Genomic DNA, 26,451 nt, shown 5'->3' with positions numbered 1-26,451 from the left:
CTCCACGAACACTGCTAGGAACACTCATGGCCCTTCGGCCCTACGTCGTCGGCAACTGGAAGATGAATGGCACCCGGGCCATGCTCGCCGAGGCGCGTGCTATCGATCGGTCTGCCCAGCGCCTGATGAAGGTCGAGGTCGCGCTGGCTCCCCCCTATACGCTGATCCACGCGGTTCACCGGGAAGCCGAACAGATCGGTGTCGGCGCGCAAGATTGCCATCCGTCGGCCGACGGCGCGTTCACCGGCGACATTTCGGCAGCCATGGTGGCCGATGCCGGCGCCAAGTTCGTGATCCTCGGACACAGCGAGCGCCGCGAAGGCCACGGTGAAACCGACGCTCTGGTGCGGGCCAAGGCAGAGGCCGCCCTGGCTGCCGGTCTCAAGCTGATCGTCTGTTGCGGCGAGAGCGAGCAGGTGCGCGATGAAGGCCGGGCGGAGCGATTCGTCACCGCCCAACTGGAAGCCTCGCTCCCCGATGAAATCGACGCCGCGGACGAGCGGCTGTCGGTCGCTTACGAACCGATCTGGGCCATCGGCACCGGCCGGACACCTACTGTCGCCGATATCGGCGCGATGCACCGCGCTATTCGCGACTTGCTCGTGTCCCGTTATGGCCAGGATCAGGGCTCGGCCGTGCGCATCCTGTATGGCGGCTCCGTCAAACCCGAGAATGCGCGCGAATTGCTGGCCGCCGATGAAGTGGGCGGCGCCCTCGTGGGCGGCGCCAGCCTGACCGCGGAAAGCTTCCTCGGCATCGTGGTCGCCGCGGTCGATCTGCAGGACGCCTGAAACGTACCGTACTTGCCGTTCCCACCCGTCGCGCCTAAGTCGCGCGGGCCCATCAATGCTCATTGAAGCAAACGGATCGATCGCTAGCCCATGTCGCTGTTCATTTTCCTCCTCGTTCTCCAGGCGATCGTCGCCGCAGCACTGGTTGGGGTGATCCTCATCCAGCGGTCCGAAGGGGGCGGTCTGGGTATCGGCGGCAGCCCGAGCGGAATGATGAGCGCGCGCGGCGCGGCCGACTTCCTGACCAGGGCCACGCGTTGGCTGGCAGTCGTGTTCGTGGTGCTTTCGATCATTCTGGCGGCCATTGCAGCCAACACCTCGGGCGGGTCCACATCGGTCGAATCGACGCTCGATCGCGCAGCCCCGGTCCAGAATGCGCCGGCTCCGGCGGAGACTGCGCCGGCCGCGCCGACAGCACCGTCGAATGGCGACGATCCGCTGGCCGACGTTACCCGCTAGTTTTTCCTCCAAGCCGGTCCGCCGCGGGACGAAGCGGTTGTGGATTGCGGCACTCCGCCGCCCCCACCGGCTTGCCTCCACCCCACTCACAGGCTTAAGGCCCAACTCCCATGGCGCGGTATATCTTTATCACCGGCGGCGTGGTCTCCTCGCTCGGCAAAGGTCTCATGGCGGCGAGCCTGGCGGCTCTGCTGCAGGCACGGGGGTTCCGCGTTCGAATCCGGAAGTTCGACCCCTATCTCAATGTCGATCCGGGCACGATGAGCCCATACCAGCATGGCGAAGTCTACGTGACGGATGACGGTGCCGAGACCGATCTCGATCTGGGCCACTATGAACGCTTCACCGGTGTCTCGGCCCACCAGGGCGACAACATCACTTCGGGCCGCGTCTACCGCGACATCATCGCCAAGGAACGGCGCGGGGATTACCTGGGAGCGACCGTGCAGGTGATCCCGCACGTCACCGACGCCATCAAGGCTTTCGCCCAGGCCGAGACCGATGATCTCGATTTCGTCCTGTGCGAAATCGGCGGCACTGTGGGCGATATCGAGAGCCTGCCGTTCATCGAGGCACTTCGCCAGGTCCGCAACGAACTGGGGCGCGAGCGCACCTGTTTCGTCCACGTCACCCTGGTGCCATACATCGCCGCGGCCGGCGAATTGAAAACCAAGCCGACCCAGCATTCCGTGCGCGAGCTCACCGGGCTGGGCATACAGCCGGATCTTCTCCTGTGCCGCTGCGAACAGCCGCTGCCCGACAGCGAGCGGGCGAAGATCGCGCTGTTCTGTAACGTGCGCAAGGAAGCGGTCATCCCGGCGCTCGACGCGACGAGCATCTACGCGGTGCCCGTCCAGTACCATCGCGAGGGCCTCGACGACGAGGTCTTGCGGCACTTCGGAATGAGCGCTCCCGCACCCGAAATGGCCCGTTGGGACGATATTCTCGAACGGTTCGAGCACCCCGAGGGTGAAGTGACGATCGGCGTGGTGGGCAAGTACGTCGGCCTCCCGGATGCCTACAAGTCGCTCAACGAAGCGCTGGTTCACGGCGGGATGGCCAACCGGGTCAAGGTCAACATCCGGTGGATCGACGCCGAACTGTTCGAGGCGGACGACGACGAAATCGCCGCCAGGCTTGAGCCGCTGCACGGGATTCTCGTACCGGGTGGATTCGGCGAACGAGGCTCCGAAGGCAAGATCGCCAGCGTTCGTTTCGCCAAGGAGCGCAATGTACCGTTTCTCGGCATTTGCCTCGGCATGCAGATGGCCTGCATCGAAGGGGTAAGGGCAGCAGGGCGCCCTCTCGCCAGTTCAACCGAGTTCGGTCCGACGGACGAGCCAGTCGTCGGCATCATCACTGAATGGATGAGCAAGGAAGGCCTGCAGAAGCGCAGCGTGGAAGGCGATCTGGGCGGAACGATGCGCCTGGGTGCCTACGAGGCCAAACTCGATGGCAATAGCCACGTCAGCGCGATCTACGGCGGGGCGACCACCATCAGCGAACGCCATCGCCACCGGTACGAGGTCAATTCGGCCTATCGCCAGGCCCTCGAGGCCGACGGGATGGTATTCTCAGGCATGTCACCCGATGGTCTGTTGCCCGAGATAGTCGAGAGGCCCGACCATCCCTGGTTCATCGGCGTCCAGTTCCACCCGGAACTGAAAAGCAAGCCCTTCGACCCCCACCCGCTGTTCGCCGGGTTTATCGGCGCCGCCCTGCGCCAGGCGCGTCTCGTCTAGACCCCAGCCCGGAAAGCGCCTCGGGTTATTTCTTACAAGAAAACTGGCAGCAAACGTTATATATGTTGCCAAACAGGGCCGTTCGCCCGTAGGGGAGCAGGGTTACCGCAAAATTGCCTTTTGCTAAGTTTGTCTGCGGGAAACTGCGTATGGCAGCCCAGGGCAGAACCGAAGCAAGAGAAATGGACTTGGTGCGTGTTTGATCGTCTTCTGCGACCCGGACGGTCAGATTCGCCCGAGGCGGCGTTCACGTCGCGGGGGCGGGCCGCAAGGTCCGCCCCCATTCGTTGAAGTCAGGCGCCAGACGCCGTTGCCTCAGGCGGCATCGGCTGTGCCGGAACTCTCGTCGCCATCCTTGACGACCTCCAGAGCCGGCTGTCCGCCGACGTGGATCTTCTTGGGCTTCATCGCCTCGGGAACCTCGCGCACGAGGTCGATGATCAACAGGCCATCGGCGAGGTCGGCTTTTTCGACTCGCACGAAATCGGCCAGTTCGAACCGGCGTTCGAAGCCACGATTGGCGATCCCCAGGTGGAGCACCTCTCCCTGCGGGTTGTCAGGGCGCTTGCGACCTTGCACGACCAACAGGTTCTGCTGGGCGGTGATATCGAGATCACCGGCGCGGAAACCCGCGACCGCCAGCGTGATGCGGTACTCGTCCTCGCCGCGCCGCTCGATGTTGAACGGCGGGTAGTTGTCCCCCGCGTTGTTGCGCACCTGGCTCTCGAGCAGATCGAACAGCTTGTCGAAGCCAACCGTGGTGCGGCGATAGGGGGTGAAATCAAGGCGTGACATGAAACAAATCCTCCAATGAGCAATTTGAACCACCGACGGACCCGCACCCGCGGCGCCCGCCGAAACGTTGCCTTTCCGCCCGCCTTGCGGCACGGACAGGCTGCCTTGACATAGTTGACTGCATACCCGGTTCAAGAGGGTGTTGCTGGTCTGTAGCGAAGGACAATCGATGGCCGCCCCCGAAGTCGTGATCTACACCAAGTTCGGCTGCGGCTTCTGCTTCCGGGCCAAGCGTCTGCTCGATAAAAAGGGCGTTGCCTATACCGAGCACGACATCACGTTGGGCGGGCCAAAACGTGCCGAGATGCTGCAGCGGGCGCCCGGCGCACGCACCGTGCCCCAGATATTCATCGGCGCCACCCATATAGGGGGATCCGACGATCTCCATGCACTGGAAGCATCCGGCAAACTCGACGCATTACTCGCCGGCGCATGACGCGCATCGCGCTGCTGCAGATGAACGCCGGGATCGACCCGGAAGTGAACGCACGGACTATCGTGTCCGCAGCGGACAATGCCAGCGCGGGCGGCGCAACCATGTTGTTCACCCCCGAGATGAGCGGACTGCTGGACCGCGATCGCGCCCGCGCCTCTCATCACATCGTTCCCGAGGAAGACAATCGCGTTCTCGGCGCGGCCCGCGAGGCGGCGGCACGGCGTGGTCTATGGATTGCCCTCGGTTCCCTCGCGGTGGTGTCGGCCGAGGGGGGCTGGGCCAATCGTTCGCTACTGATTGACTCCCGGGGGGAGATCGCCGCTCGGTACGACAAGATCCACATGTTCGACGTTGATTTGTCGACCGGGGAAAGCTGGCGGGAATCGAACGCCTATCGTGCCGGTACAAGCGTCGTCACGGCTGGCGATACGCCGGTCGGCCGGCTGGGATTGACGGTCTGCTATGACATTCGTTTTCCCGCGCTGTTCGAGGAGCTTGGCAAGCGCTCGTGCGACGTCATCGCCATCCCTGCTGCCTTTACGGTGCCCACGGGCCAGGCGCACTGGCATCTGCTCCAGCGCGCCCGCGCGGTCGAGGCGAGCGCCTGGGTCGTGGCTGCCGCGCAGGTGGGCGCTCATGAGGACGGTCGCCAGACTTACGGTCACAGCCTGGTGGTCGACCCGTGGGGCGACGTGGTGCTCGACATGGGTGGAGAGGGGCCGGGCCTAGGCTTTGCGGAAATCGACCGGTCCCGGACCCGGCAGGTGCGCGCGCAGCTTCCCAGCCTTGCCAATCGCCGTTCGATTGCCACCTGACACCCGATGATCGTGTTCGACCTCACTTGCCCGCAGGGCCATCGGTCGGAGGCGTGGTTCGCCTCCTCTGCGGCCTTTGCCGAGCAGAAAAAGAGAGGACTGGTCGCGTGCCCGCATTGCGGATCGGCTGAGATGGAAAAGGCGCCGATGGCGCCGGCCGTTCCGGCGAAGGGAAATGCGCGCCGGGATGTTCCCCCTACTCAGCCGATGTCGAACGCGATCCCACCGGCGCTGAGGCAAGCAATGGCCGCGCTTGCCAAGGCGCAGGCGGCTGCGCTGCAAGAAAGCACCTGGGTAGGCGAGCGATTTGCCGAAGAGAGTCGCGCGATGCACTATGGCGAGCGCGACGCCGCGACGATCCACGGCCAGGCCACCCCTGACGAAGCGGCCGCTCTCGTTGAAGAAGGGATCGCGGTAGTGCCGCTCCCGTTTCCGGTCGCCCCGCCAGACGAGCTCAACTGATCGAGCCGGATGCCTGCACTGCATGAAGCCGAGCCGATCGACGACCTGCTTGCGGGGATTGCCGCCTGCCGTGCCTGCAGTCACGTTCTGCCGCTCGGTCCCCGGCCGGTCCTGCAGATCTCGCCGACCGCGCGCATCCTCGTCGCGAGCCAGGCACCAGGAACGAAGGTCCATCATAGCGGCGTGCCCTTCGCCGACGCGTCGGGGGATCGACTGCGTGAGTGGATGGGCGTTGCTCGTGAAGAGTTCTACGACGCGAGCCGCGTGGCGATCGTCCCCATGGGACTGTGCTATCCTGGCCGCAAGGGCGGAGGCGATGCGCCGCCGCGCCCGGAGTGCGCCCCGCTGTGGCGCGCGCGCATCATGGCGCAGCTGCGCCAGCTTCGCCTCACCCTGTTGATTGGCAGCTACGCACAGGTCGAGCGGCTAGGTCGTGGCGCCATGACCGAACGCGTGCGCGCGTTTCGGGACCATCTTCCAGAGGTGCTTCCGCTCCCGCACCCTTCGTGGCGTTCGCAAGTCTGGATGAAGCGCAATCCGTGGTTCGAAGCGGAAGTCCTGCCCGCCTTGCGGTCCGCGGTCCGGGAGGCTCTGGCGTGACGGAAACGGACGCCCTCCCGTTATTCACCGTCGGTCATTCGACACGTTCGATCGAGGAATTCGTCGAGCTGTTGCGCGCAGGCCGGATCGATGTGCTGGTCGATATACGAAGCACGCCGCGTTCGCGGACCAACCCGCAATACAACCTCGACACTTTGCCCGAAACGCTGGAGCGTTGGCAAATCGGTCATGTCAGGATCGAGGAGCTGGGCGGACGCAGGCCAAAGTCGAAGACGGTTCCGCCCGAGGTCAACGCTTACTGGACCAATCAAAGCTTTCACAACTACGCAGACTATGCGCTGTCCGACGAATTCCAACGGGGTCTTGCCCAGCTCAGCGCACTCAGCAGTGAGCGGCGTTGCGCGATCATGTGTTCGGAAGCCGTCTGGTGGCGTTGTCACCGTCGCTTCGTAGCGGATTACATGCTCGACGCCGGAAGAGAGGTGTTCCACCTGATGGGAGCCGACCGGGTCGAGCCGGCGAAGATGACCCCCGCCGCCCGCGTAGAGGGGCAGGCGCTGGTGTATCCCGCCGAAGTTTGATGGTGCGCCCGACAGGATTCGAACCTGTGGCCCCCAGATTAGGAATCTGGTGCTCTATCCTGCTGAGCTACGGGCGCGCCGGCGGGTGCCTTATCCGCGCTGCAGCGGGCTGACAATCGCCCATGCGGTTCCGTCTTGCGCGGCATTCGCCAACCGCTAGTCACAAGCGATGGACGAACGCGAGGACCTGGCGGAAATCCGCCGTGCAGTACGGGCGCTCTGCGCCGAGTTTCCGGGCGAGTATTGGCGCGCGAAGGACCGCGACCGGGCCTATCCGGGCAAATTCGTCGACGCGCTCACCCGCGCGGGCTTCCTCGCGGCTCTGATTCCGGAGGAATTTGGCGGAAGCGGGCTGAAGCTCGACGCCGCGGCGGTGATCATGGAGGAGATCCAGGCTTCCGGCTGCAACGGCGCCAGCGCCCACGCGCAAATGTACATCATGAACACCCTGCTTCGGTACGGCAGTGCCGAGCAGAAGTCGCGCTACCTGCCAGGGATCGCCAGCGGCGAGCTGCGCCTGCAGGCGTTCGGCGTGTCCGAACCGACCAGCGGCACCGATACTCTTTCGCTGAAGACGCGCGCGGTGCGCGATGGCGACACGTATGTCGTCAACGGACAGAAGGTCTGGACCAGCCGGGCCGAGCATTCCGACCTCATGCTCCTTCTCGCTCGCACAACCCCGCGCGAAGAGGCCGTGAAGCGAACCGAGGGGCTGTCCATCTTCCTCGTCGATATGCGAGAAGCTCTCGGTAACGGCCTGACGATCAAGCCAATTCGCACCCTCATGAACCACTCGACGACGGAGGTTTTCTTCGAGGATCTGCGCATTCCGGCATCCGCCCTGGTAGGCGAGGAAGGGCAGGGCTTCCGCTACATCCTGTCGGGCATGAATGCCGAACGGATCCTCATCGCCGCGGAATGCGTCGGCGACGCGAAGTGGTTCATCGAGAAGGCCTCGAGCTATGCGAAAGAGCGCATGGTCTTCAACCGGCCCATCGGACAAAACCAGGGAATTCAATTCCCTATTGCCCGTTGCTATGCCCGTATGCGAGCCGCCGAGCTGATGGTCCACCACGCGGCACGTGCATACGACGCTGGCGGTAATCCGGGTGAGGAGGCCAACATGGCCAAACTTCTCGCCAGCGAGGCGAGTTGGGAAGCGGCCGACATGTGCGTTCAGACATTCGGCGGTTTCGGCTTTGCCGAGGAATACGATGTGGAGCGCAAGTTCCGCGAGGCGCGGCTCTATACCGTCGCCCCGATCAGCACGAACCTGATCCTGTCATATCTCGCCGAGCACGTGCTGGGGCTGCCGCGCAGTTATTGAGACATTTCGGCCGCCGATCGGCGCAAGGCGAGCTCCAGAGCCTTCGTCCCGGCAGGGTCGTCGAGCGATACCCCGCTACGCACCACCCGGAGATGCCATCCGCCGCGCTCCCGGCACGCAATGCCCGATGCGCCTTCGCCCACGAAGGCCTTGCAGGGCACCTCACCGTCGCGGAACGTCGAGATGATCCGCACGCCGCTCCCGGGCTGCGTCCGCTGAAGCGCTGTAGCAAGGTGCGGGGAGGCGAAAGTGAGCCCGTCACGTTCGATCGTTGGCGCCCCCTCGGCCAGCAAAAACCGAATCGCAAACGCAATTGCGATCACCGCCATGGCACCCAGGGTCCATTTGAAAGAGCGGGCCGCCTTCATGACGCCAGATTATCGTCACCCTGCGGCCTTGGCAGCACATTTCGCGCGGTCTTCAACCAGTTTCGCAATCCGCGCCCACAAACCTCTTGATACCCGAAGTTAACTGTGATTCTGTGAGATTGTGACACGCGAGGGACACACAATCACTTCACCAAAGGAGCGGCTGACGCAGGGTGCGGCTCTGTTTATCCTGCTCGTTCTCGGCGGCCTGGCCATCGCCGGGCCCAGCGGGCTGCTGGCCTGGGGCGAGAATCTTCGCGTGCTCGATCAGCGCAAGGCCGAAATTGCCCGTCTCGCTCACCAGCGTGACGAGCTGAAGCTGCAGGTCGACTTGCTCGATCCCAACCATGCTGACGCTGACCTCAGCGGCGAACTCATCCGCAAGAACCTGAACGTCGTCCACCCTGACGAGGTCGTGCTGATCCTCAAGCCCGAGCGTTAGCCGCGGGGGACTCCGGGCCGGCAAGGCGCGGTTTCCGCTACGGCAATTTCGTGTCCCGGTGCATTGCACCCCGTGGGTGCTTGGGCCATAGGCTGACCGCCACACGCCACCTCCCCGGCGAGACACGATAGCGAGGACCACCTTGGCCAGATCAGCCACCAAGGGCAAAACCGGCGCCCCATCAGCAGCCAACCCCGCCAATGGCGGAAACGCCGCCAGCAACGAACCGGAATTCATCCTTCATTCGCTGCAGGAAACGCACGCAAAGTCACCGCGTTACGAGGCGTCTGACGAAGAGCTTCTGAAGTTCTACGAACAGATGCTCCTGATCCGGCGCTTCGAGGAACGGGCGGGCCAGCTCTACGGCCTCGGCCTCATCGGCGGCTTCTGCCACCTCTATATCGGCCAGGAAGCTGTCGCGATCGGCCTGCAGAGCGCGCTCGACAACGACAAGGACAGCGTGATCACCGGGTACCGCGATCACGGCCACATGCTCGCCTACGGCATCGATCCCAAGGTCATCATGGCAGAACTGACCGGGCGCGAGGCGGGCATCTCGAAGGGCAAGGGCGGGTCGATGCACATGTTTTCGACCGAGCATAAGTTTTACGGCGGCCACGGCATCGTCGGTGCGCAGGTGGCGCTGGGCGGTGGTCTTGCTCTGGCACACCAGTACCGCGGAGACGGCGGATTGTGCCTGGCCTATTTCGGAGACGGCGCCGCCAATCAGGGCCAGGTCTACGAGACGTTCAACATGGCCTCGCTGTGGAAGCTGCCGATCGTCTTCGCGATCGAGAACAACCAGTATGCGATGGGCACCAGCACCGCGCGTTCGAGTGCCGAGACAGAGTTCTACCGTCGCGGAACCGCTTTCCGTATTCCCGGCATGGACGTGAACGGCATGGACGTGCTCGAAGTTCGTCAGGCTGCCGAGCTGGCATTCAAGCACGTGCGCGAGGGCAACGGACCGGTGCTGATGGAGCTCAACACCTATCGGTATCGCGGGCACTCCATGTCCGATCCGGCCAAGTACCGCACGCGCGAGGAAGTGCAGGACCAGCGCGAACATAATGACCCGATCGAGCGGGCGAAAACCGAACTGCTCGCGCGCGGCAAGACAGAGGATGAATTGAAGGACATCGACAAGCGCATCCGCGCGACCGGTTCGGAAGCTGCAGACTTTGCGGAAAGCTCGCCCGAGCCGGCGCCGGCCGAACTCTACACCGACGTCCTGGTGGAGAGCTACTGATGGCGCTCGAACTGAAGATGCCTGCGCTCTCCCCGACGATGGAAGAGGGCACGCTGGCCAAGTGGCTCGTCAAGGAAGGCGACGAAGTTCACGCCGGCGACATCCTCGCGGAGATCGAGACCGACAAGGCAACGATGGAATTCGAGGCGGTGGACGAGGGGACGATCGGCAAGATCGTCGTACCTGAAGGAACCGAGAACGTGAAAGTCGGCGCAGTGATCGCGACGATGGCGGGCGAGGGCGGTGAAGTCGCTTCCGCGCCTGCCCAGGGCGCGGAAGCGCCGGCGGATGTGCCGGGCGAGGGCAAGGACGTAGGCCGGGCAGAAGGTCCTGCTGTCGCTCACCGGGCCGAGATCGAGCATCAGTTCGCAAACAAGGGCCCCGCGCGCGATCCCGAGGTGCCCGCGGGCACGGCGATGAAGACCGTCACCGTGCGGGAAGCCCTGCGTGACGCGATGGCCGAGGAAATGCGCCGCGACGACCGTGTGTTCGTGATGGGCGAGGAAGTCGCCCAGTATCAGGGCGCCTACAAGGTTACCCAGGGGCTGCTCGATGAATTCGGACCCAAGCGGGTGATCGACACCCCGATCACCGAATACGGGTTCGCCGGCATCGGCAGCGGGGCCGCGATGGGGGGCCTGCGCCCGATCGTCGAGTTCATGACCTTCAACTTCGCCATGCAGGCGATCGACCATATCATCAACTCGGCCGCCAAGACCAATTACATGTCTGGCGGGCAGATGCGCTGTCCGATCGTTTTCCGGGGACCGAACGGAGCCGCCAGCCGGGTGGGCGCGCAGCACAGCCAGAACTACGGGCCGTGGTACGCCAGCGTCCCCGGCCTGATCGTCATCGCACCGTATGACGCGGCCGACGCCAAGGGTTTGCTCAAGGCAGCCATCCGCACCGAGGACCCCGTGGTCTTCCTCGAAAACGAACTGGTCTATGGCCGTACGTTTGAGATCCCGGACCTCGAAGATCATGTCTTGCCGATCGGGAAGGCTCGCGTCGTGCGCGAGGGCCAGGACGTCACCATCGTCAGCTACTCGATCGGGGTCGGGCTTTCGCTCGAAGCGGCCGAAAAGCTGGCGGCCGAGGGCATCGATGCCGAAGTCATCGACCTGCGCACCCTTCGCCCGCTCGATAAGGCGACGGTCCTGGAGAGCCTGGCCAAGACCAATCGCATGGTCGTCGCGGAGGAAGGTTGGCCGACTTGCTCGATCTCCTCGGAGATCATCGCGATCGCCATGGAGGAAGGCTTCGATCACCTCGACGCGCCGGTCCTGCGCGTGTGCGATGCGGACGTGCCGCTACCGTATGCCGCCAACCTGGAGGCACTGGCACTGATCGACAGCGATGCGATCGTCAGTGCGGTGAAAAAGGTCTGCTATCGCGACTGAAGCCACTTCAAAGAAGCGCAGCCCATGGATCCTTCCGGATCAGCCTAGACCTTTAAAACGAATACCGGGCGCGAGAGAGTGATTTCGAATGCATCGATGGCTATTCCGCCTGCAATCGAAGGAAGGTTGTAGCTCAGATCAAGTGTGAACTCGCGCGCCCCACTGACGGTACTTGGGGTCACTTCCGTCAAGTGGACTTCCAGGCGCGACTCGTTCAGGAAGTATGGCGCTTTGGTCCCGAACGATAGAATGTTGTCCTCAAGCGCAGTGGACGACATCGGATGGTTCTTCTGGTACTCAACAGCGGCGAAGCGGGATGCATCGGCGGCAAGCGAACGCAATGCGTTATAGTTTTGCATGTAGATGCCGATTTGGATTGCTCCAAAGAGCAAGGCAAAGAAAAGCGGAGCCAGCAGCGCAAACTCCACTGCTGATGCTGCCACCGAATTTTGCCCAATCCGGTCGAGGAATGACTTTGGATGAGTCATGAGGTTTGCACCGTCCGGACGATGTTATAGTTGACAGGCGAACCGACGCCGAACTGAGTCCAGACAGGATTGTAAGTTTCGGTAAGGTTCAACCTGACGTACGTATAGATGGGCATTGGCGGTGCGCAGGTTTCAGAGGTGGGCTTCGTTGTTACAAGCGTCGGTGACGCATCGCACCGAAACCTTTGTTCGATCGTCAGCTGGCTCGGCTGAATGCCCAGGGAATTCACGAGGATCGTCTTGAGATCCGAAGAGTTTATGCCAGGACCCGAAGATGCTGCGAGAACGACCTCGGCGGCCTCGTTTGCCGCGCTCTGAAGCTGTTGCTGTCGCGACAGAATCCGGCTGGCGTCGAACGCTCCGAGGGCCAACGTCGCGAGAACCGGAAGCACGATAGCGGTTTCGATCGCCATCGTGCCACGCTGGGCAGCCCAAAGCCGCATGACGGTGGATCGTACGGTCCTCACGCTACGAGCCTCACGCCGCCCGCGGCAGATCCCGCCGAGTTCGTCTGGCTGCTCGTACAGGTAGTGGTGATGGTAGTATTACCGTTGATTTTAAGCGTTGAGGCCCAGAGCTGGAAACAGAGGGGAGACGTATTCGAGTTGCCATTGACCGTCAGGTTGCCGTTCGGAAGATAGAACGTTCCTCGCACTGAGACGTCGGCGTTTCCGTTGAAGACATGCTCAACTGGCGATGATTGGCCGGTTTTATCTTCGTAGATCAACATACCCGCATAAAGATTCCGGTAAGCCTCGTTCGGGGTGCCCACGAAGTCTGCCGCTTCCATGGGGCTGAGATTAATGATCCCCCCGGTCCCGCTGCCCCCCATTTTAACCTGGGCTCCGTTTCTCAGAACGAACATCACACCGGTCCCGGTGATATTTCCCTTATTGCTCGTAAGATCCATCACCCCGCCGTCGATAATATAAATACCTTTGGTCATGACGACTTTGCAGGTCACATTGAATCCACCCACGTACCGCCCAGGGGATAGGTACTGCGTGCCCTTACCGCTGCTGGGGCAATTCAGCGAGGTCGCACTATTATCAGTCGGTGCTGGCGGCGGAAGGTCCTCAAAGGGATTGCTTATCGAGGTCGCGTAGTCGGTGACCTTGTCTTGAAGATCGGTTGGCACCTGCGAGGTACCGCATGACACAATACTGTTTGTGGTCACGTGGCTTGAGCCATCGATCGTAATCGCGTTCGGCTCGCAGGAGAGAGCTCCGAGGCCACACAGGGCGTTTACGGTCGCGTTGCCCCCTATGGTGAAAGTTCCCGACGCCTCCTTCTTAAGGCTCATCAAACATGCCTGGTAGACACCGCCCTGCTTGAACGTCGCCTGCGCCCTAGCGGCGATCGTCAGCGATTGGCCGATCAAGTAGCCGGAAAAAGGCAGCCTTTTGGTAACCGAAGACGCAACGATAATGCTGTTGTTGGTTGCGGGCCCGTAGCTACCCAATTGAATCGTGGGAGTCGCGTCGAAGGAAGCCGTGTACACCTGGTTAGCGTCATATTCCTGTTGCGCACGAATTTTGTAATTGGTCGCATTTTTATCATAAGCCAGTGTCCACGCACCAGCTAGAGCCGCCTGATCGACCGAATGCTGCAGTTCACGTTTCCAAACATAAACTTGCGATAAGTCGACGGCGTAACCAGCCGCGCCTATCAGCACCGGCATGGCGAGCGCGACTATGACAGAAGCTTGACCGAGCTTCTGACCGATCAAATCCCGCAAGAGTCTTTTGAACGCCCTCATGGGACAGATTTCCTTCTCTTCGAACGGATTTTTCTCAGATGCGTGATACGCACGCAGGGTAAGCAGTTCGCGAAAGATTGTAGTTAATGAAGCGTTTAAGCGCACCGCGTCTAAACCAGCTGGTTGCGCGTGTGCCGGGAAGGGACATCCCAATCGTTATGCCGGAAACAGCGCAATCCGATCCCGGCCTGGCCGTCTGCCTGGCGTGGCAGCCATTCGGGAGCCGAGCCGGACTGTCCGTCCTGTTCCAGCTGGACGAGCGGCTGGCAGCGGCGGTGGCCCAGGCGCGGGAGCCCATGCTCGCCCAGGTGCGGCTTGCCTGGTGGCGTGAACGATTGTCGGAAATCGCAAGCAACCCAGCCTCGGGCGAACCGCTCCTCGCGAGAGTGAGCGAGACGTGGGGCCCATCCGGCGGCCGGCTGGCTGCCCTGGTGGATGGCTGGGAGCACCTGGTGGGCGAGCCCTCCCTTTCGACTGAGGACATGACCGCTTTTGCAACTGGCCGGGCGGAAGCGCTGCGGGCGTTCGCCAACCATGCGGGGGCGGGCGCGGATGCGGACGCCGCCGCCTCTATCGGCCGAGCCTGGGCGTTCGCAGACCTTGCGGTCCGCGCCTCGGACGAAGCGGAAAGGAAGATGGCGCGGTCGCTCGGTTCGGCTGAAACCGTGGCGCTTCCCCGCTCCAGGCGTTTGCGTGGAGTGGCAGTGCTGGGCGGCTTGTCCGCCCGCGCCCTTCTGCGCGGAGAACCGATCATGGAGGGACGAGGCGCTGCGGCCGCCGCAATGCGCCTTGGCTTGTTCGGCAGATAGCCTATGACCCGGCGAAAGACCGGGGCGCATTCAATGAACCGTATGATTTTGGGGGCTTTCCTGACGCTGGTGCTGGTCGGCGTCGGGCTGTTCTGGTGGCAGGGCAGGGCGGAAGTCGAGCAGGCCGCTCCGCCCCCAGTTGAGCAACCCGCGAAACCTTCTCCCGAAGATTTGCCGACGACTGCGGCGACGGACTTGCGCGGGCCTGCTCCGCCGGAAGCGACCGAGCTCACCCGCGAGGAGGAGCGCTTTTTCCGCTACGATCGGAACCGCGACAGGCGCATCACCCGCAACGAGATGCTCTCGACGCGCAGCGACGCCTTCCGCAAGCTCGACAAGGACGGGAACAACCTGCTCGACTTCGAGGAATGGGCGGTGGCGACTGCCCAGCGGTTCGACAAGGCGGACGCCAACCGAAACCGGGAGCTCGATCTCGCCGAGTTCGCCACCACCGCGCCCAAGCCCGCCAAGCGAAAGCCGGCTTGCCGGTGCTAGGCTAGCTCCACCGCGCGATCGCCGATCCAGCGATCGAGGTCGGCTTTGGCGCGTTCGGTGTAGGCTTCCTTGCGCGCCTTCTTCTTCACCTCGGGCAAGGGCGGAAACAGGCCGAAGTTGACGTTCATGGGCTGATATGTCTCGGCTTCCGCATCGCCGGTGATATGAGCCAGCAATGCACCGAGCGCCGTCGTGCGCGGAGGCGCCTGCCACGTCTCTCCCGCCAGTTCCGTAGCAGCCATCATGCCCGCCATCAGCCCCACGGCGGCGCTTTCCACGTATCCTTCACAGCCCGTTATCTGGCCGGCAAACCGCACATGGCTGGATCTCCTCAGCCGCAACTCGCGATCAAGAACCATTGGGGAATTGATGAAGGTGTTCCGGTGCAGCCCGCCGAGCCGGGCGAACTCCGCATTCTCCAGACCGGGGATGGTGCGGAACAGGCGGACCTGCTCGGCGTGCTTCAACTTGGTCTGGAAGCCTACCATGTTCCACAGCGTGCCGAGCTTGTTGTCCTGGCGCAGTTGCACGACCGCGTAAGGCCAGCGGCCATTCGGATGTTCCGCCGTGGCCCAGTGCGGATTGTCGAGCCCGACCGGCTTCATGGGACCGAAGCGCAAGGTTTCGATCCCACGCGATGCCATCACTTCGATCGGCATGCATCCTTCGAAGTACGGCGTGCTTGCTTCCCACTCGCGGAACTCGGTCTTCTCTCCATCGAGAAGGCCTTGCACGAAGGCCTCGTACTGTTCGCGGGTCATGGGGCAGTTGATGTAATCCTTGCCCCCCTTGTCCCAGCGCGCTGCCATCCAGCACACATCCATGTCGATGCTGTCGCGGTGCACGATCGGAGCGATGGCGTCGAAAAAGGCCAGGCTATCCTGCCCGGTGGCCTCGGCCACGCTTTCGGCAAGAGGCGCGGCAGTGAGCGGGCCTGTCGCGATGATCGTCGGCCCGGAGGCGGGCAGCCGGTCGATCCGCTCGCGGACGACGTGAACATTGGAGAGCGCCGCCAGTTCGCGCTCCACTTCGGCGGAGAAGACATCCCGGTCCACCGCCATCGCGGAACCGGCAGGCACCCTGGCCACTTCGCCTGCGCGCATGACGAGGCTGTCGAGTGCGCGCATCTCATGATGCAGCAGTCCCACGGCGTTCTTTTCGCTATCGTCCGACCGAAACGAATTGGAGCATACCAATTCGGCAAGGCCCGTTCCCTGGTGGGCTGGAGTCATGTCTCCACCGCCGCGCATTTCCGACAGGCGCACGCTGAAACCGCGACGTCCGAGCTGCCAGGCCGCCTCGCTGCCCGCGAGCCCGCCACCGATCACATGAATGTCGTGAGTCATGGAAAGGGCCATGCCGCCGACTGGCCGCGAAGTCGATATGCGCCCTGCATTGCGCTCGACTTGGCCGCGCGCGGGCCGCTATGTGGGCAGGCAACAAGGGGGGCAGCTTGCCGAAACGCGCACTGATCGAAAGCCGGCCATGGCTGGTGCTGGGCGTCGCGCTCGCTCTCGCGTTCTGGGTCCTTTCGGACAGCGCTCTGGGTGGCCTGTTCCAGATGGCGCTCAAGGGTGGATCGGTCGCGGCCCTGGCGGCCTACGCCTTGTCGCGAAGTTCTGCGCGAGATGCCCGGTTGATCGCTGCAGTCATGGCAATCGGCGCCGCCGGGGACATCGGCATGGAGCTCGACACGGTGGCCGGCGGAGCGCTGTTCCTGCTGTCGCACCTCGTTGCGATCGTACTCTATCTGCGGAACCGGAGACCGCATCCCGCCCTCACTCAAAGGGCCGCCGCCGCCGCGCTGCTTGCGGGAGTGCCGTTGACTACCTGGCTGATTGCGCGTGATCCGATGCCGGTCCTTTATTCGGTATCGCTCGCCGCGATGGCCGCGACCGCCTGGATGAGCCGGTTCAGCCGCTACAACGTGGGGATCGGCGCGCTGCTGTTCGTTGCAAGCGACCTGCTGATATTTGCCCGGCTGGGCGGGGCCCTCGACCCCTCGCTGACCGAGTGGCTGGTCTGGCCGCTCTATTACGCCGGGCAATTGATGATCTGCACCGGCGTCATCCGCACATTGCGGCGCGATCACCAGGCCTAGACAGAGGCTCCCTCGGGAGCGGCCACGGTGGTGCGGTGCAATTCGCGCCGATGTCCTTCGTATCCCCCCGTCGCGCGGTGCAGCACTGCACGGTTGTCCCACAGGACGAGCATATTGGGCTCCCACCGGCGGCGGTGGACGAACCGATCGGCTGTCTGCCACTCGTAAAGTTCGCGCAGCAGAGGCAGCGCCTCCTGTTCGCTCATTCCCTCGATGCCGACGATGTAACCGAAGGTGCTGAAGAAGCCCCGCCTGCCGGTTTCCGGGTGCGTGACGATCAGGGGGTGAGTCTGCGTGGCCATCGCCGCATCGCTCGGCCGGATGTCCATTGATCGACCCTTGTCCTTCTCCCCATAGGTCCCTTGGGGCGCGTAGGCGTAGCGCGCGCTATGGATCGCGACGAGCCCTTCGAGCTCCGCCTGGCGAGCCGCGGGGAGGGCTTCCCATGCCGAATGCTGGTCGGCGAACAACGTGTCGCCTCCCACGGGAGGAATGTCGATCGCCAGCAGGCAGGTTCCCGCCGGAGGACGTGGCAGGAAGCTCCAGTCGCTGTGCCAGTTTTCCGCAAACAGCGGCGTCGTCTCGTCTGCCTCCCGCCGAATGGCGGCGATGTGCGAGCGGCCGGCAATGGGAGCAAAGAACGGGTCCTCCCCGAAGCCGCCCATCGCCAGGGTAAAGCGTTCAAGCGCGTCGTCGTCCATTGCCTGATCGCGAAAGGCGAGCACCCGGTGTTCGAGCCAGGCAGCGCGGATTTCCGCGACCAGATCATCATCGAGCTCTCGGGACAGATCGATGCCGGTAACGCTGGCACCGCATGCTTCACCCGATCGCTCGATGTGCATCGCTATTCCTCCGGTTCGCCCGCGATGTCGTCGTCGCTTTGCGGCGTGGTCTCGGGCTCTGTTTCCACGGTCCCCCGGCCGATGATCTCCTCCGCGATGGCTTCCTCAGCGGGGTTCTCCGGGCTTTCGTCCTCGTCCAGTCGGACGGCGCTGACGATGTGTTCGCCTTCCGCGACGTTGAACAGGCGCACGCCGGCACTGGCGCGGCCGATGACGCGCAGCGAATCCAGCCCGATGCGGATCAGCTTGGCCTGGTCGGTCACCAGCATGAGCTGGTCGGCGCGCGTGGCGGTGAAGCTCGCCACGACCGGGCCATTTCGCTCGACATTGTCGATGTTCGTGATTCCCTGGCCCCCGCGCCCGGTGCGGCGATACTCGTAAGCCGAAGACAGCTTGCCGTAACCGTTGGCGCAGACGGTGAGAATGAACTGTTCCTTCGCGGCCAGTTCCCCGAAGCGCTCGGCGGCGATAGCCGGCTCGCCCTCCTTGTCCGGTTTCCACGGCGCAAAGCGCAGGTACTGCTCGCGCTCGTCGGCTTCCGTGCCCACGCGGTGAAGGATCGACAGCGAAACGACCTCGTCGTCTCCCATCAGCCGCATGCCGCGTACGCCGGTGCTGGTGCGGCTCTGGAACTCGCGCACATCGTCACCGGCGAAGCGGATCGCCTTGCCCATCCGGCTGGCGAGCAGCACGTCGTCGCCCGGCTCGAGCAATGCCACGCCGATGAGACGATCCTCGCTGCCCTCGTCGAAGCGCATCGCATACTTCCCGTTCGTCGGGATGTTGGCGAAGGCGTCCATGCTGTTCCTGCGGATGCCGCCCTTGGCTGTGGCGAACACCACGTTGAGCGCGCCCCAGGTATCTTCGTCTTCCGGCAGCGGCAGCACCGCGGCGATGGTTTCGCCGTCGTCCAGCGCGGGAAGCAGGTTGACGATCGGCCGCCCGCGCGTGGCGGGGCCACCTTCGGGCAGGCGCCATACCTTGAGGCGATAGGCCTTGCCCGCGGTCGAGAAGAACAGCACCGGATTGTGCGTGCTGGTGACGAACATGTTCGACACCGCGTCCTCCTCCTTCGTCGCCATGCCGGCGCGGCCCTTGCCCCCGCGGTTCTGCGCACGGAAAGTCGAGAGCGGGGTACGCTTGATGTAGCCGTCGAGGGTGACGGTAACGACCATCTCGTCGCGCTCGATCAGGTCCTCGTCCTCGAGGCCATCCCACGCGGGGGCGATCTCGCTCAGGCGCGGCGTGGCGTAGAGATCGCGGATCTCGACCAGTTCGCCGCGCATCACGGCATAGAGCTTGGCGCGGTCGCCCAGGATCGCCAGGTATTCCTCGATGTTGCCGGCCAGTTCCTCCAGTTCGCCGCCGATCTCGTCACGACCCAAGGCGGTGAGACGGTGGAGGCGCAAGTCGAGGATCGCGCGCACCTGGCGTTCGGACAGGCGATAGGTTCCGCCCGCCTGCTCGGCGTCCGGCTCGATCGCCTCGATCAGAGCGATGTACTGCGCGATGTCGCCGATCGGCCATTCGCGAGCCTGGAGCCGGGCACGCGCTTCCGCCGGGTTCGGCGCCCCGCGGATCATCGCGACGACCTCGTCGAGGTTCGATACCGCGACCACCAGGCCGAGCAGGATATGGGCCCGCTCGCGCGCCTTCATCAATTCATACTTGGTGCGGCGGGTGATCACCTCCTCGCGGAAGGTGATGAACGCCTTGAGGATGTCCTTCAGTCCAAGGGTCTCGGGCCGCCCCCCGCGGATGGCGAGCATGTTGGCCGGAAAGCTCGCCTGCGCCGGCGTGTGGCGCCAGATCTGGTTGAGCACCACTTCGGGCGTGGCATCGCGCTTGAGATCGATGACCACGCGCACGCCCTGGCGGTTCGATTCGTCGCGGATGTCGGAGACGCCCTCGATCCGCTTGTCCTTGGCAGCCTCGGCGATCTTCTCCACCAGGCCGGCCTTGCCGACCTGGTAGGGGATCGAGGTGAACACGATCGATTGCCGGTCGCCCCGGCCGCTTTCGATCTCGTGCCGCGCGCGCATCAGGATCGATCCGCGGCCGGTCATGTAGGCATTGCGCGCGCCCGACTGCCCGAGGATCAGGGGGGCGGTCGGGAAGTCCGGACCCGGGATGATCTCCATCAGCCTTTCGGGCGAGGTCAGCGGATCGTCGATCAGCGCGAGGCACCCGTCGATGACTTCGCCCAGGTTGTGCGGCGGGATGTTGGTCGCCATGCCGACCGCGATGCCGCCGGCGCCGTTGACCAGCAGGTTGGGGAACCGCGCCGGGAGAACCGTCGGCTCCCGCCGCGAACCGTCGTAGTTCTCCTGGAAATCGACCGTATCCTTGTCGAGATCGTCGAGCAGGCTGTTGGAAACCCGCGCGAGCCGCGCCTCGGTATATCGCATCGACGCCGGATCGTCGGGATCCATCGAGCCGAAGTTGCCCTGGCCATCGACCAGCGGCACCCGCATCGACCAGTCCTGCGCCATGCGCACCAGCGCGAAGTAGATCGCGCTGTCGCCGTGCGGGTGGTAGTTGCCCATCACGTCGCCGACGATCTTGGCGCACTTGCGATAGGGGCGCCCGGCGACCATCCCGCCTTCCTGGGCCGCGAACAGGATGCGCCGGTGAACCGGCTTCAATCCGTCACGCACATCGGGAAGGGCGCGCGAGACGATCACGCTCATCGCGTAATCGAGGTAGCTCGTCTTCATCTCGTCGACGATGTCGACGCGCGCGTAATCGCCCATCGGGGAGGGCGGGCTCAGGGTTTCGATTTCGTCGCTCAAGGTGCTGTATTTCTCATGGCGCGCCAAGCGGGCGCGGAGGGTGGCACAAGCCTAGGGGAAGGGTCCGCAAACCGCCAGTTCGGGCAAGGAAGTGATGACTGCGCGTGGGGCGTTTTCCACATAAGATTGACCCCCACCGGAAGCAACCGGTGAGCGGAACCTTACCTGCCCGTTCAAAGCGCGTTCACGGCCCGGTCGATAGAGGAATTGCATTGTTTGGCACGAGGCGTCACTACGCCCCCTGTCCGGCAACAGGGCCGCAAGCACTGGCCGTCCATCCACTCATGGGAGACCACTCAATGTCCTTTATCCGTCGCCCCGGCGCCGCCTCGCGCATGGCCCTGGCCATTGCCCTCTCGTCGGGCATCGCGCTGACCGCGGCTGCTCCGGCGCAAGCCGCCAAGAAGCAGGTACAGCCCGCGGCTCCGAAGTCGAACTATTCCAAGGGCTTCGTCGGCGTGTACCAGCCGTTCGCGGTCAAGCTGAAGGCCGGCGGAGACCTCACCCCGCTCAAGGCGGAACTCGCCGCGGTGCAGGCCGCCGCCTCGACTCCCGACGACAAGTTTGCCGCCGGGCAGGTCACCTACAGCTTGGGCGCGCAGACCAAGGATCTGGCGCTGCAGCGCCAGGGCATCAACATGATGATCGACAGCAACAGCCCGCTTGGCGCGGCCGACCGCCCGAGCCACCTGTTCGCTGCCTCCCAGCTCGCCTACCAGGACAAGGACTGGGCAACCGCGCGCGCCCGCGCCGAACAGGCCCTGGCGGCTGGCTACACCGGCGACGCGGAACTGATCATCGCGGAAACCTATTTCGCGCAGGACCAGGATGCGGCCGGCGTGGAATCGCTCGACAAGGTCATCGCGAAGAAGGTGGCGGCGGGCGAGACTCCTCCGGAAACCTGGGTGAAGCGCGGCCTGGCGGCAGCCTACACCGCCAAAATGGAACCTCAGGCGGCCAAGTATGCGGCTATGTATGCCCAGTACTATCCGTCCAAGGACAGCTGGGGCGACGCCATCGCGATCCAGCGCAATCTCAATAACTACGACGGGCAGGACCTGCTCGACCTGATGCGCCTTGCCGAGCGGACGGGCTCGCTGCGCAACGAGCGCGACTATGTCGATTACATCTCTGCGGCCGATGCGCGGCGCCTTCCGGGCGAAACCCAGCGGATCATCAAGGCAGGCATCGCCGCCGGGCTGCTGAAATCGGGCGATGTGTTCGTGACCGAGGCGAACTCCATCTCGTCTGCCCGGTTGCAGGCCGACACCGCCGATCTGCCCAAGCTGGCGACCGACGCGCGTTCTGCCGGCGCGAGTGTCGCCACCCTCATGGCGGCTGGCGACGCATTCCTCAGCTATCGCAAGCCGGCCGAGGCGGAGGAGTTCTATGCCCGCGCGCTGACCAAGCCCGGGGTCGATACGCCCCGCGTCCTGACCCGGCTCGGCATCGCCCAGGCGGACCAGGGCAAGAGTGCCGAAGCTGTGGCCACTTTCGCCAAGGTGGAGGGTGCGCGGCAGGCCATCGCGCGGCTGTGGGCGGTCTACGCCCAGCAGGCCGGCAAGACGGCTGCTCCCGCGGCGCAGTAACCGCTACTCTTTTTGAAAAAGGGGACGCGGGTCCGGCTGGATCCGCGCCCCTTTTCTTTTCAGGGCCGCATAGTCAGCGGAGGCGCTTGACCCACAGCTCGGCGCCTTCGCGCCGTTCGACCTTGAAGTTCGGCAGGTTGCGAAACATCGCCGACAGGCTGCTGAAGCCGTAGTTGCGTACGTCGAAGCTCGAACGGTTGCCGGCAATCTGCCCGACCTGCTGGACGCGGGCCCAGCCTTCCTCGTCGCGTTTCGCTTCCTTGTAGGCCGCCCCGATCAGCTCCATCAGTTCGGTGTCGGCCGCCGCGGTGGTGGCCGACTCGCCCGCGGTGGTGGCGGTTTCCGCAGCCTGGGTAGTCTTGATCAGCTGGTCCACGTCGATGAACCGGGTGCAGACGGACTTGAATGCCTGCGGGGTCTTCGCACTGCCGAAACCGTAGACGACGATGCCGTCCTGCCGCAGCCGGGTTACCAGGGGCGTGAAGTCACTGTCGGAACTCATGATGCCGAACCCGTCCACCTTGCCCTGGTTGAGCAGATCGATGGCGTCGATCGTCATGGCCATGTCGGTCGCGTTCTTGCCTTTCGACACGTCGAACTGCTGCTGCGGGCGGATGCCATAGCGATTTGTGATGGTGTCCCACTTGGTCAACGCCTGCTTGGCGAAGTTGCCGTAGGCGCGCCGGATGTTGACCTGGCCAAGTTCGGCCATGACGGTCAGTACGGGGTCTATGGCTGCCGGGTTGACGTTGTCGGCGTCGATGAGCAGCGCGATGTTCTTCAGGCTTTCGTTATTATCCATGCGCGGCTAGATGGGCGGAACGCGCGGGAAGCGCAACGCTCCTCCGCTCCGGGCAGGGCTTTCCTACACAGCGCGAACCTGCCTTAACCTGCCGGATGAAACGCCGTTGCTCCCACCTGCGACCTGCCGATTTCCGCTGCGCGCGGAAGGTGACAAATCCGACCGGGAGAGCCTTGCGAGTCCGCCGATTATGTTATTGTTCTCGCAGGGAAATCGCCCATCAGAGCGCGTCGGGAGCAGTTCTTTTTCGACCCCCGGTATGCGGTCCACGGCGCGTTCACGCAACCGGCGCGAATTCCCCTGATTCCTCGTCGAGCAGGTGCAGCACGCCGTCGGAGATGGCGAAGAACGCGCCGCGCAGCTTGAGCCGGCCCTGCTTTTCGAGTTCGGCGACGCACGGGAAAGTGCGCAAGTTGGCCAGGCTCACCTTGACGCCGGCGAGCTCCATCGCCCGTTCGGCTTCGCGGCCCTCGGTGCCGTGCTTGGCGACGACTTCCTCGCGCGCCTCGTCCAGCAAGTCGATCCAGTCGGCGATGAAACCGCCCTGGCCGGGCTCGGTGCCCTGGACGCTCTGGGTGAGCGCTGCCTTGCAGCCGCCGCACATCCCGTGGCCCATGACGACGACTTCGCGGACCTTGAGGAATTGCACCGCGAACTCGAGCGCGGCGGAAACCCCGTGGTGGCCAGGCGTGGTCTCGAAAGGAGGTACCATCGCGGCAATGTTGCGCACGGTGAAGATTTCGCCCGGATCGGCGTCGAACACGAGCGCGGGATCGGTGCGGCTATCGGCGCACGCGATCACCATTATGCGGGGCTCCTGACCTTCGCGCAGGGCCGCCCAGCGTTCGCGCCGCGGCTCCCACCCGGTTTCACGGAAACGGCGATAGCCTTCGATCAGGCCGGCGAGCTCAAGCGAGGGGGCGATGGTCATGCCAGCCCGTTGCCGCATGGCCTTGCCGCTGACAAGCCCCGGGACTAAGTGGGCGCGCATGAACGACCTCGCGTCAGCCCCCATCGCTCCCCGCCAGCGCAAACCCGACTGGATCCGCGTCAAGGCACCGGTCAGCAAAGGTTATCACGAGACGCGCCAGTTGATGCGCGACCTCTCGCTCAACACGGTGTGCGAGGAGGCCGCCTGCCCGAACATCGGCGAGTGCTGGACCAAGAAGCACGCGACGGTGATGATCCTGGGCGACGTCTGCACGCGGGCCTGCGCGTTCTGCAACGTCAAGACCGGGATGCCTCGGACCGTCGATCCGCTCGAGCCCGAGCATGTCGCGGCCGCCGCGGCCAAGCTGGGTCTGCAGCACATCGTCGTCACCAGCGTCGACCGTGACGATCTTCCCGACGGCGGCGCGTCGCAGTTCGTGAAGGTCATCGAGGCGCTGCGCCGCGAGACGCCGGATACCACGATCGAGATTCTCACGCCCGACTTCCGCAACAAGATGCGCCCTGCGGTCGAGGCGATCTGCCAGGCGGGGCCGGACGTTTACAACCACAATCTCGAAACCGTCCCGCGGCTCTATCCGACGATCCGTCCGGGTGCGCGGTACTACGCGTCGCTGCGCCTGCTGGAGGAAGTGAAGGCGCACGATCCACTCATCTTCACCAAGTCGGGCGTGATGATGGGGCTGGGCGAACAGCGGCTCGAGGTACACCAGGTGATGGACGACATGCGCAGCGCCGATGTCGATTTCATTACCATGGGCCAGTACCTGCAGCCGACGCCCAAGCACGCGAAAGTGGAGGAGTTCGTCTCCCCCAAGGCGTTCGCCGCTTACGGCGCGATCGCGCGGGCAAAGGGCTTCCTGCAGGTCGCGGCAAGCCCGCTGACCCGGTCGAGCTACCATGCTGGCGACGATTTCGCCGCCATGAAGGCCGCGCGCGAAAGCAGGCTCGCCAAGAAGGGCGCCTGATGCCGGGCATCCACGAGGTTCGCCGGCTTCCCTACACGGCGGAGCAGATGTTTGATCTCGTGGCCGATGTCGGCCGCTACGGCGAGTTCCTGCCGTGGGTCGTGGCAACACGCGTGCGCTCGGACAGCGAGAGCGAGATGACCGCCGATATGCTGGTCGGTTTCAAGCACCTGCGCGAAAAGTTCACCTCGCGGGTGGAAAAGCAACGGCCCAACCGGATCGAGGTGTTCTACCTCGACGGGCCTATGAAGGACCTCGACAATCGCTGGCTGTTCACGCCGCTTTCCGATGAGGGCTGCGAGATCGACTTCTGTGTCGATTTCACCTTTCGCAGCAGCGTCTTCGAAGCGCTGGCCGGACAGTACTTCGACCGCGCGTTCCGCAAGATGATGGCCGCGTTCGAAGCCCGCGCCGACGCGCTCTACGGAAGCAGCAGTTCCAGCGCGACCAGCGTTGCCTGATGGCGGATCTCGCTACGGGTAGCTCCGTCCAGGTGGCGCATCTCACCTTCAGGTTCCCCTTCGCCGGAGCGCGCCGCGCGGGCAAAGACGACCGTGCCGACAGGCTTCATCTCGCTGCCCCCGCCTGGGCCCGCAATGCCGCTGATGGCGACGGCGACATCCGCTTCGCTATGCGCAAGCGCCCCTTGCGCCATTGCCCACACGCAGGCAATCGACACCGCGCCGAAAGTCTCGATGATGTCGCTCGGCACCGATAAGGACTGCTCCTTGGCCTCGTTGGAGTAGGTCACGAAACCGCGATCAAGAACGGCGGACGAGCCGGGTATCTCGGTCAACGCGGCGGCGACCAGCCCCCCCGTGCAGCTCTCCGCCACGGTTACACGGCGCCCGATAGCCGCGTTCTCCTCTACCACCCGGCCGGCCAGCGCGATGATATCGGCGGGTAGCAGACCGTCAGCCACCCTGGCTTGACCCGGTTTTCTTGTCGCGGCGGGTCATGTCGAACAGGAAGCCGGCGATGCCAGCAATGTTTTCCGGCGGCAGTGGTGCAAGCAGTTCGAGCCCTCGCTCGATATCGCCGCAGTTAGCTGGCTTGATCTTGGTGGCGATCATCGACGAGATGGTAGCGTCCACGAACGGCTTGAGCGCGGAATCGGGCATCTTCGAGAACATTTCAACCATGTCCGATTTGTCCGTATCCGCGCCGAGCGCCATCAGCGCCGTGCGCGCGGCGGGCCATGCGGCCTCCGAGCCGTTCGAATACCGCGCGAGCAACGCAGCGCCATTCGTGGCGAGGTATCCCGTGGACGACAACTTCGGTGCACACGTCGCGCGCACACCCGAAAGCAGGTGCGGCAAAGCATAGCGCACCGCAGCCTGGGTCGCTTCCGGACTCAGGTCGGCACGGGCCTGCGCGGACGCGGGCAGGGAAAGTGCGGCAAAGGCAGCAAGGGCAACAAAACTTTTCAT

Annotated in this window: 30 protein-coding genes and 1 tRNA gene; 18 read left to right on the top strand and 13 right to left on the bottom strand. The window is 64.1% G+C overall.

Annotated elements, in window-relative coordinates:
- Window positions 1–26 precede the first annotated feature (26 nt).
- The 3 genes from tpiA to pyrG all read left to right on the top strand — a co-directional run bounded on the left by tpiA (window position 27) and on the right by pyrG (window position 2,992).
- Window positions 27–791, top strand: coding sequence for a triose-phosphate isomerase (gene tpiA, locus IEW58_RS05445; protein ID WP_188644194.1), 765 nt, complete (start codon window positions 27–29; stop codon window positions 789–791).
- A gap of 90 nt (window positions 792–881) precedes the next feature.
- The gene (gene secG / locus IEW58_RS05440; protein WP_188644193.1) at window positions 882–1,250 is read left to right on the top strand and encodes a preprotein translocase subunit SecG; all 369 of its coding nucleotides are present in this window, start codon (window positions 882–884) and stop codon (window positions 1,248–1,250) included.
- 110 nt (window positions 1,251–1,360) lie between these two features.
- Window positions 1,361–2,992: a CTP synthase gene (gene pyrG / locus IEW58_RS05435; RefSeq protein WP_188644192.1), complete on the top strand. Its 1,632-nt coding sequence runs from the start codon at window positions 1,361–1,363 to the stop codon at window positions 2,990–2,992.
- 315 nt (window positions 2,993–3,307) lie between these two features.
- On the opposite strand, the gene IEW58_RS05430 is transcribed toward pyrG, so the two are convergent.
- Window positions 3,308–3,787 carry an Hsp20 family protein gene (locus tag IEW58_RS05430; RefSeq protein ID WP_188644191.1) on the bottom strand — a complete coding sequence of 160 codons (480 nt, stop codon included), beginning with the start codon at window positions 3,785–3,787 and terminating at the stop codon, window positions 3,308–3,310.
- 169 nt (window positions 3,788–3,956) lie between these two features.
- On the opposite strand from IEW58_RS05430, the gene grxC reads away from it, so the two are divergent.
- The 5 genes from grxC to IEW58_RS05405 are packed head-to-tail and all read left to right on the top strand — an operon-like array spanning window position 3,957 to window position 6,642.
- Window positions 3,957–4,223 (top strand): glutaredoxin 3, encoded by a 267-nt coding sequence (gene grxC, locus IEW58_RS05425; protein ID WP_188644190.1) that lies wholly within the window; start codon window positions 3,957–3,959, stop codon window positions 4,221–4,223.
- Window positions 4,220–5,038 (top strand): carbon-nitrogen hydrolase family protein, encoded by an 819-nt coding sequence (locus IEW58_RS05420; RefSeq protein ID WP_188644189.1) that lies wholly within the window; start codon window positions 4,220–4,222, stop codon window positions 5,036–5,038. The genes grxC and IEW58_RS05420 overlap by 4 nt, the downstream gene beginning before the upstream one ends.
- A 6-nt stretch (window positions 5,039–5,044) precedes the next feature.
- Window positions 5,045–5,500 (top strand): DUF1178 family protein, encoded by a 456-nt coding sequence (locus tag IEW58_RS05415; protein WP_188644188.1) that lies wholly within the window; start codon window positions 5,045–5,047, stop codon window positions 5,498–5,500.
- A 9-nt stretch (window positions 5,501–5,509) separates the two neighbouring features.
- Entirely contained in the window at window positions 5,510–6,100 is a 591-nt protein-coding gene (locus tag IEW58_RS05410) for a uracil-DNA glycosylase family protein (protein WP_188644187.1), read from the top strand.
- Window positions 6,097–6,642: a DUF488 domain-containing protein gene (locus tag IEW58_RS05405; protein WP_188644186.1), complete on the top strand. Its 546-nt coding sequence runs from the start codon at window positions 6,097–6,099 to the stop codon at window positions 6,640–6,642. Before IEW58_RS05410 ends, IEW58_RS05405 begins: the two co-directional genes overlap by 4 nt.
- Here the strand turns inward: IEW58_RS05405 and IEW58_RS05400 are convergent.
- Window positions 6,643–6,719: transfer RNA gene (locus IEW58_RS05400), tRNA-Arg, on the bottom strand. It abuts the gene before it with no gap.
- 92 nt (window positions 6,720–6,811) lie between these two features.
- Here IEW58_RS05400 and IEW58_RS05395 point away from each other — a divergent pair.
- Entirely contained in the window at window positions 6,812–7,969 is a 1,158-nt protein-coding gene (locus tag IEW58_RS05395; RefSeq protein WP_188644185.1) for an acyl-CoA dehydrogenase family protein, read from the top strand.
- Here the strand turns inward: IEW58_RS05395 and IEW58_RS05390 are convergent.
- Window positions 7,963–8,337 (bottom strand): hypothetical protein, encoded by a 375-nt coding sequence (locus IEW58_RS05390; RefSeq protein WP_188644184.1) that lies wholly within the window; start codon window positions 8,335–8,337, stop codon window positions 7,963–7,965. The two genes, IEW58_RS05395 and IEW58_RS05390, sit on opposite strands and share 7 nt — an antisense overlap.
- Window positions 8,338–8,458: 121 nt before the next feature.
- On the opposite strand from IEW58_RS05390, the gene IEW58_RS05385 reads away from it, so the two are divergent.
- The 3 genes from IEW58_RS05385 to IEW58_RS05375 all read left to right on the top strand — a co-directional run bounded on the left by IEW58_RS05385 (window position 8,459) and on the right by IEW58_RS05375 (window position 11,428).
- On the top strand, window positions 8,459–8,779 hold the full coding sequence (locus IEW58_RS05385; RefSeq protein ID WP_229658444.1) for an FtsB family cell division protein: 321 nt from the start codon (window positions 8,459–8,461) through the stop codon (window positions 8,777–8,779).
- Window positions 8,780–8,921: 142 nt separating this feature from the next.
- Complete coding sequence (pdhA, locus tag IEW58_RS05380) at window positions 8,922–10,028, top strand: pyruvate dehydrogenase (acetyl-transferring) E1 component subunit alpha (protein ID WP_188644183.1); 1,107 nt, start codon at window positions 8,922–8,924, stop codon at window positions 10,026–10,028.
- The gene (locus IEW58_RS05375; RefSeq protein WP_188644182.1) at window positions 10,028–11,428 is read left to right on the top strand and encodes a pyruvate dehydrogenase complex E1 component subunit beta; all 1,401 of its coding nucleotides are present in this window, start codon (window positions 10,028–10,030) and stop codon (window positions 11,426–11,428) included. The genes pdhA and IEW58_RS05375 overlap by 1 nt, the downstream gene beginning before the upstream one ends.
- A gap of 44 nt (window positions 11,429–11,472) precedes the next feature.
- Here the strand turns inward: IEW58_RS05375 and IEW58_RS05370 are convergent, their stop codons facing one another.
- Genes IEW58_RS05370 through IEW58_RS05360 form a run of 3 tightly spaced genes read right to left on the bottom strand, consistent with a single transcriptional unit; the run spans window position 11,473 to window position 13,675 of the window.
- Window positions 11,473–11,916, bottom strand: coding sequence for a TadE/TadG family type IV pilus assembly protein (locus IEW58_RS05370; protein WP_188644181.1), 444 nt, complete (start codon window positions 11,914–11,916; stop codon window positions 11,473–11,475).
- Complete coding sequence (locus IEW58_RS05365) at window positions 11,913–12,329, bottom strand: TadE family protein (protein WP_188644180.1); 417 nt, start codon at window positions 12,327–12,329, stop codon at window positions 11,913–11,915. The genes IEW58_RS05370 and IEW58_RS05365 overlap by 4 nt, the downstream gene beginning before the upstream one ends.
- Window positions 12,330–12,379: 50 nt before the next feature.
- Window positions 12,380–13,675, bottom strand: a complete 1,296-nt coding sequence (locus IEW58_RS05360) for a pilus assembly protein TadG-related protein (protein ID WP_188644179.1) — start codon at window positions 13,673–13,675, stop codon at window positions 12,380–12,382.
- Between the two features lie 158 nt (window positions 13,676–13,833).
- Here IEW58_RS05360 and IEW58_RS05355 point away from each other — a divergent pair, with 158 nt between their 5' ends.
- Together IEW58_RS05355 and IEW58_RS05350 are read left to right on the top strand one after the other, a co-directional pair.
- On the top strand, window positions 13,834–14,484 hold the full coding sequence (locus tag IEW58_RS05355) for a hypothetical protein (protein ID WP_188644178.1): 651 nt from the start codon (window positions 13,834–13,836) through the stop codon (window positions 14,482–14,484).
- Between the two features lie 33 nt (window positions 14,485–14,517).
- Entirely contained in the window at window positions 14,518–14,979 is a 462-nt protein-coding gene (locus IEW58_RS05350; protein ID WP_188644177.1) for an EF-hand domain-containing protein, read from the top strand.
- Here the strand turns inward: IEW58_RS05350 and trmFO are convergent.
- Window positions 14,976–16,325 (bottom strand): methylenetetrahydrofolate--tRNA-(uracil(54)-C(5))-methyltransferase (FADH(2)-oxidizing) TrmFO, encoded by a 1,350-nt coding sequence (gene trmFO / locus IEW58_RS05345; protein WP_188645678.1) that lies wholly within the window; start codon window positions 16,323–16,325, stop codon window positions 14,976–14,978. The two genes, IEW58_RS05350 and trmFO, sit on opposite strands and share 4 nt — an antisense overlap.
- Before the next feature lie 107 nt (window positions 16,326–16,432).
- Here trmFO and IEW58_RS05340 point away from each other — a divergent pair, with 107 nt between their 5' ends.
- Window positions 16,433–17,080: a lysoplasmalogenase family protein gene (locus IEW58_RS05340; protein ID WP_188644176.1), complete on the top strand. Its 648-nt coding sequence runs from the start codon at window positions 16,433–16,435 to the stop codon at window positions 17,078–17,080.
- Here the strand turns inward: IEW58_RS05340 and IEW58_RS05335 are convergent.
- Together IEW58_RS05335 and gyrA are read right to left on the bottom strand one after the other, a co-directional pair.
- Window positions 17,077–17,922, bottom strand: a complete 846-nt coding sequence (locus IEW58_RS05335; RefSeq protein WP_188644175.1) for a TauD/TfdA dioxygenase family protein — start codon at window positions 17,920–17,922, stop codon at window positions 17,077–17,079. The two genes, IEW58_RS05340 and IEW58_RS05335, sit on opposite strands and share 4 nt — an antisense overlap.
- Window positions 17,923–17,924: 2 nt before the next feature.
- On the bottom strand, window positions 17,925–20,714 hold the full coding sequence (gene gyrA, locus IEW58_RS05330) for a DNA gyrase subunit A (protein WP_188644174.1): 2,790 nt from the start codon (window positions 20,712–20,714) through the stop codon (window positions 17,925–17,927).
- A 299-nt stretch (window positions 20,715–21,013) separates the two neighbouring features.
- Between gyrA and IEW58_RS05325 the strand changes: the two genes are divergently transcribed.
- Entirely contained in the window at window positions 21,014–22,303 is a 1,290-nt protein-coding gene (locus tag IEW58_RS05325; protein ID WP_188644173.1) for a hypothetical protein, read from the top strand.
- A 73-nt stretch (window positions 22,304–22,376) separates the two neighbouring features.
- On the opposite strand, the gene IEW58_RS05320 is transcribed toward IEW58_RS05325, so the two are convergent.
- Window positions 22,377–23,105: an NYN domain-containing protein gene (locus tag IEW58_RS05320; protein WP_188644172.1), complete on the bottom strand. Its 729-nt coding sequence runs from the start codon at window positions 23,103–23,105 to the stop codon at window positions 22,377–22,379.
- Window positions 23,106–23,382: 277 nt separating this feature from the next.
- Window positions 23,383–24,036, bottom strand: coding sequence for a carbonic anhydrase (locus tag IEW58_RS05315; protein WP_188644171.1), 654 nt, complete (start codon window positions 24,034–24,036; stop codon window positions 23,383–23,385).
- A gap of 58 nt (window positions 24,037–24,094) precedes the next feature.
- Between IEW58_RS05315 and lipA the strand changes: the two genes are divergently transcribed.
- Together lipA and IEW58_RS05305 are read left to right on the top strand one after the other, a co-directional pair.
- Window positions 24,095–25,021 (top strand): lipoyl synthase, encoded by a 927-nt coding sequence (lipA, locus tag IEW58_RS05310; RefSeq protein WP_188644170.1) that lies wholly within the window; start codon window positions 24,095–24,097, stop codon window positions 25,019–25,021.
- Window positions 25,021–25,482 (top strand): type II toxin-antitoxin system RatA family toxin, encoded by a 462-nt coding sequence (locus IEW58_RS05305; RefSeq protein WP_188644169.1) that lies wholly within the window; start codon window positions 25,021–25,023, stop codon window positions 25,480–25,482. Before lipA ends, IEW58_RS05305 begins: the two co-directional genes overlap by 1 nt.
- Here IEW58_RS05305 and IEW58_RS05300 read toward each other — a convergent pair.
- Window positions 25,443–25,943: a CinA family protein gene (locus IEW58_RS05300; protein ID WP_188644168.1), complete on the bottom strand. Its 501-nt coding sequence runs from the start codon at window positions 25,941–25,943 to the stop codon at window positions 25,443–25,445. The genes IEW58_RS05305 and IEW58_RS05300 overlap by 40 nt on opposite strands.
- Window positions 25,936–26,451, bottom strand: coding sequence for a hypothetical protein (locus tag IEW58_RS05295; RefSeq protein WP_188644167.1), 516 nt, complete (start codon window positions 26,449–26,451; stop codon window positions 25,936–25,938). The genes IEW58_RS05300 and IEW58_RS05295 overlap by 8 nt, the downstream gene beginning before the upstream one ends.

Origin of the sequence: Tsuneonella deserti (genome assembly GCF_014644315.1) — a bacterium.
Taxonomy (GTDB): Bacteria; Pseudomonadota; Alphaproteobacteria; order Sphingomonadales; family Sphingomonadaceae; genus Tsuneonella; species Tsuneonella deserti.
This window is presented reverse-complemented; position numbering and strand designations above follow the sequence as displayed.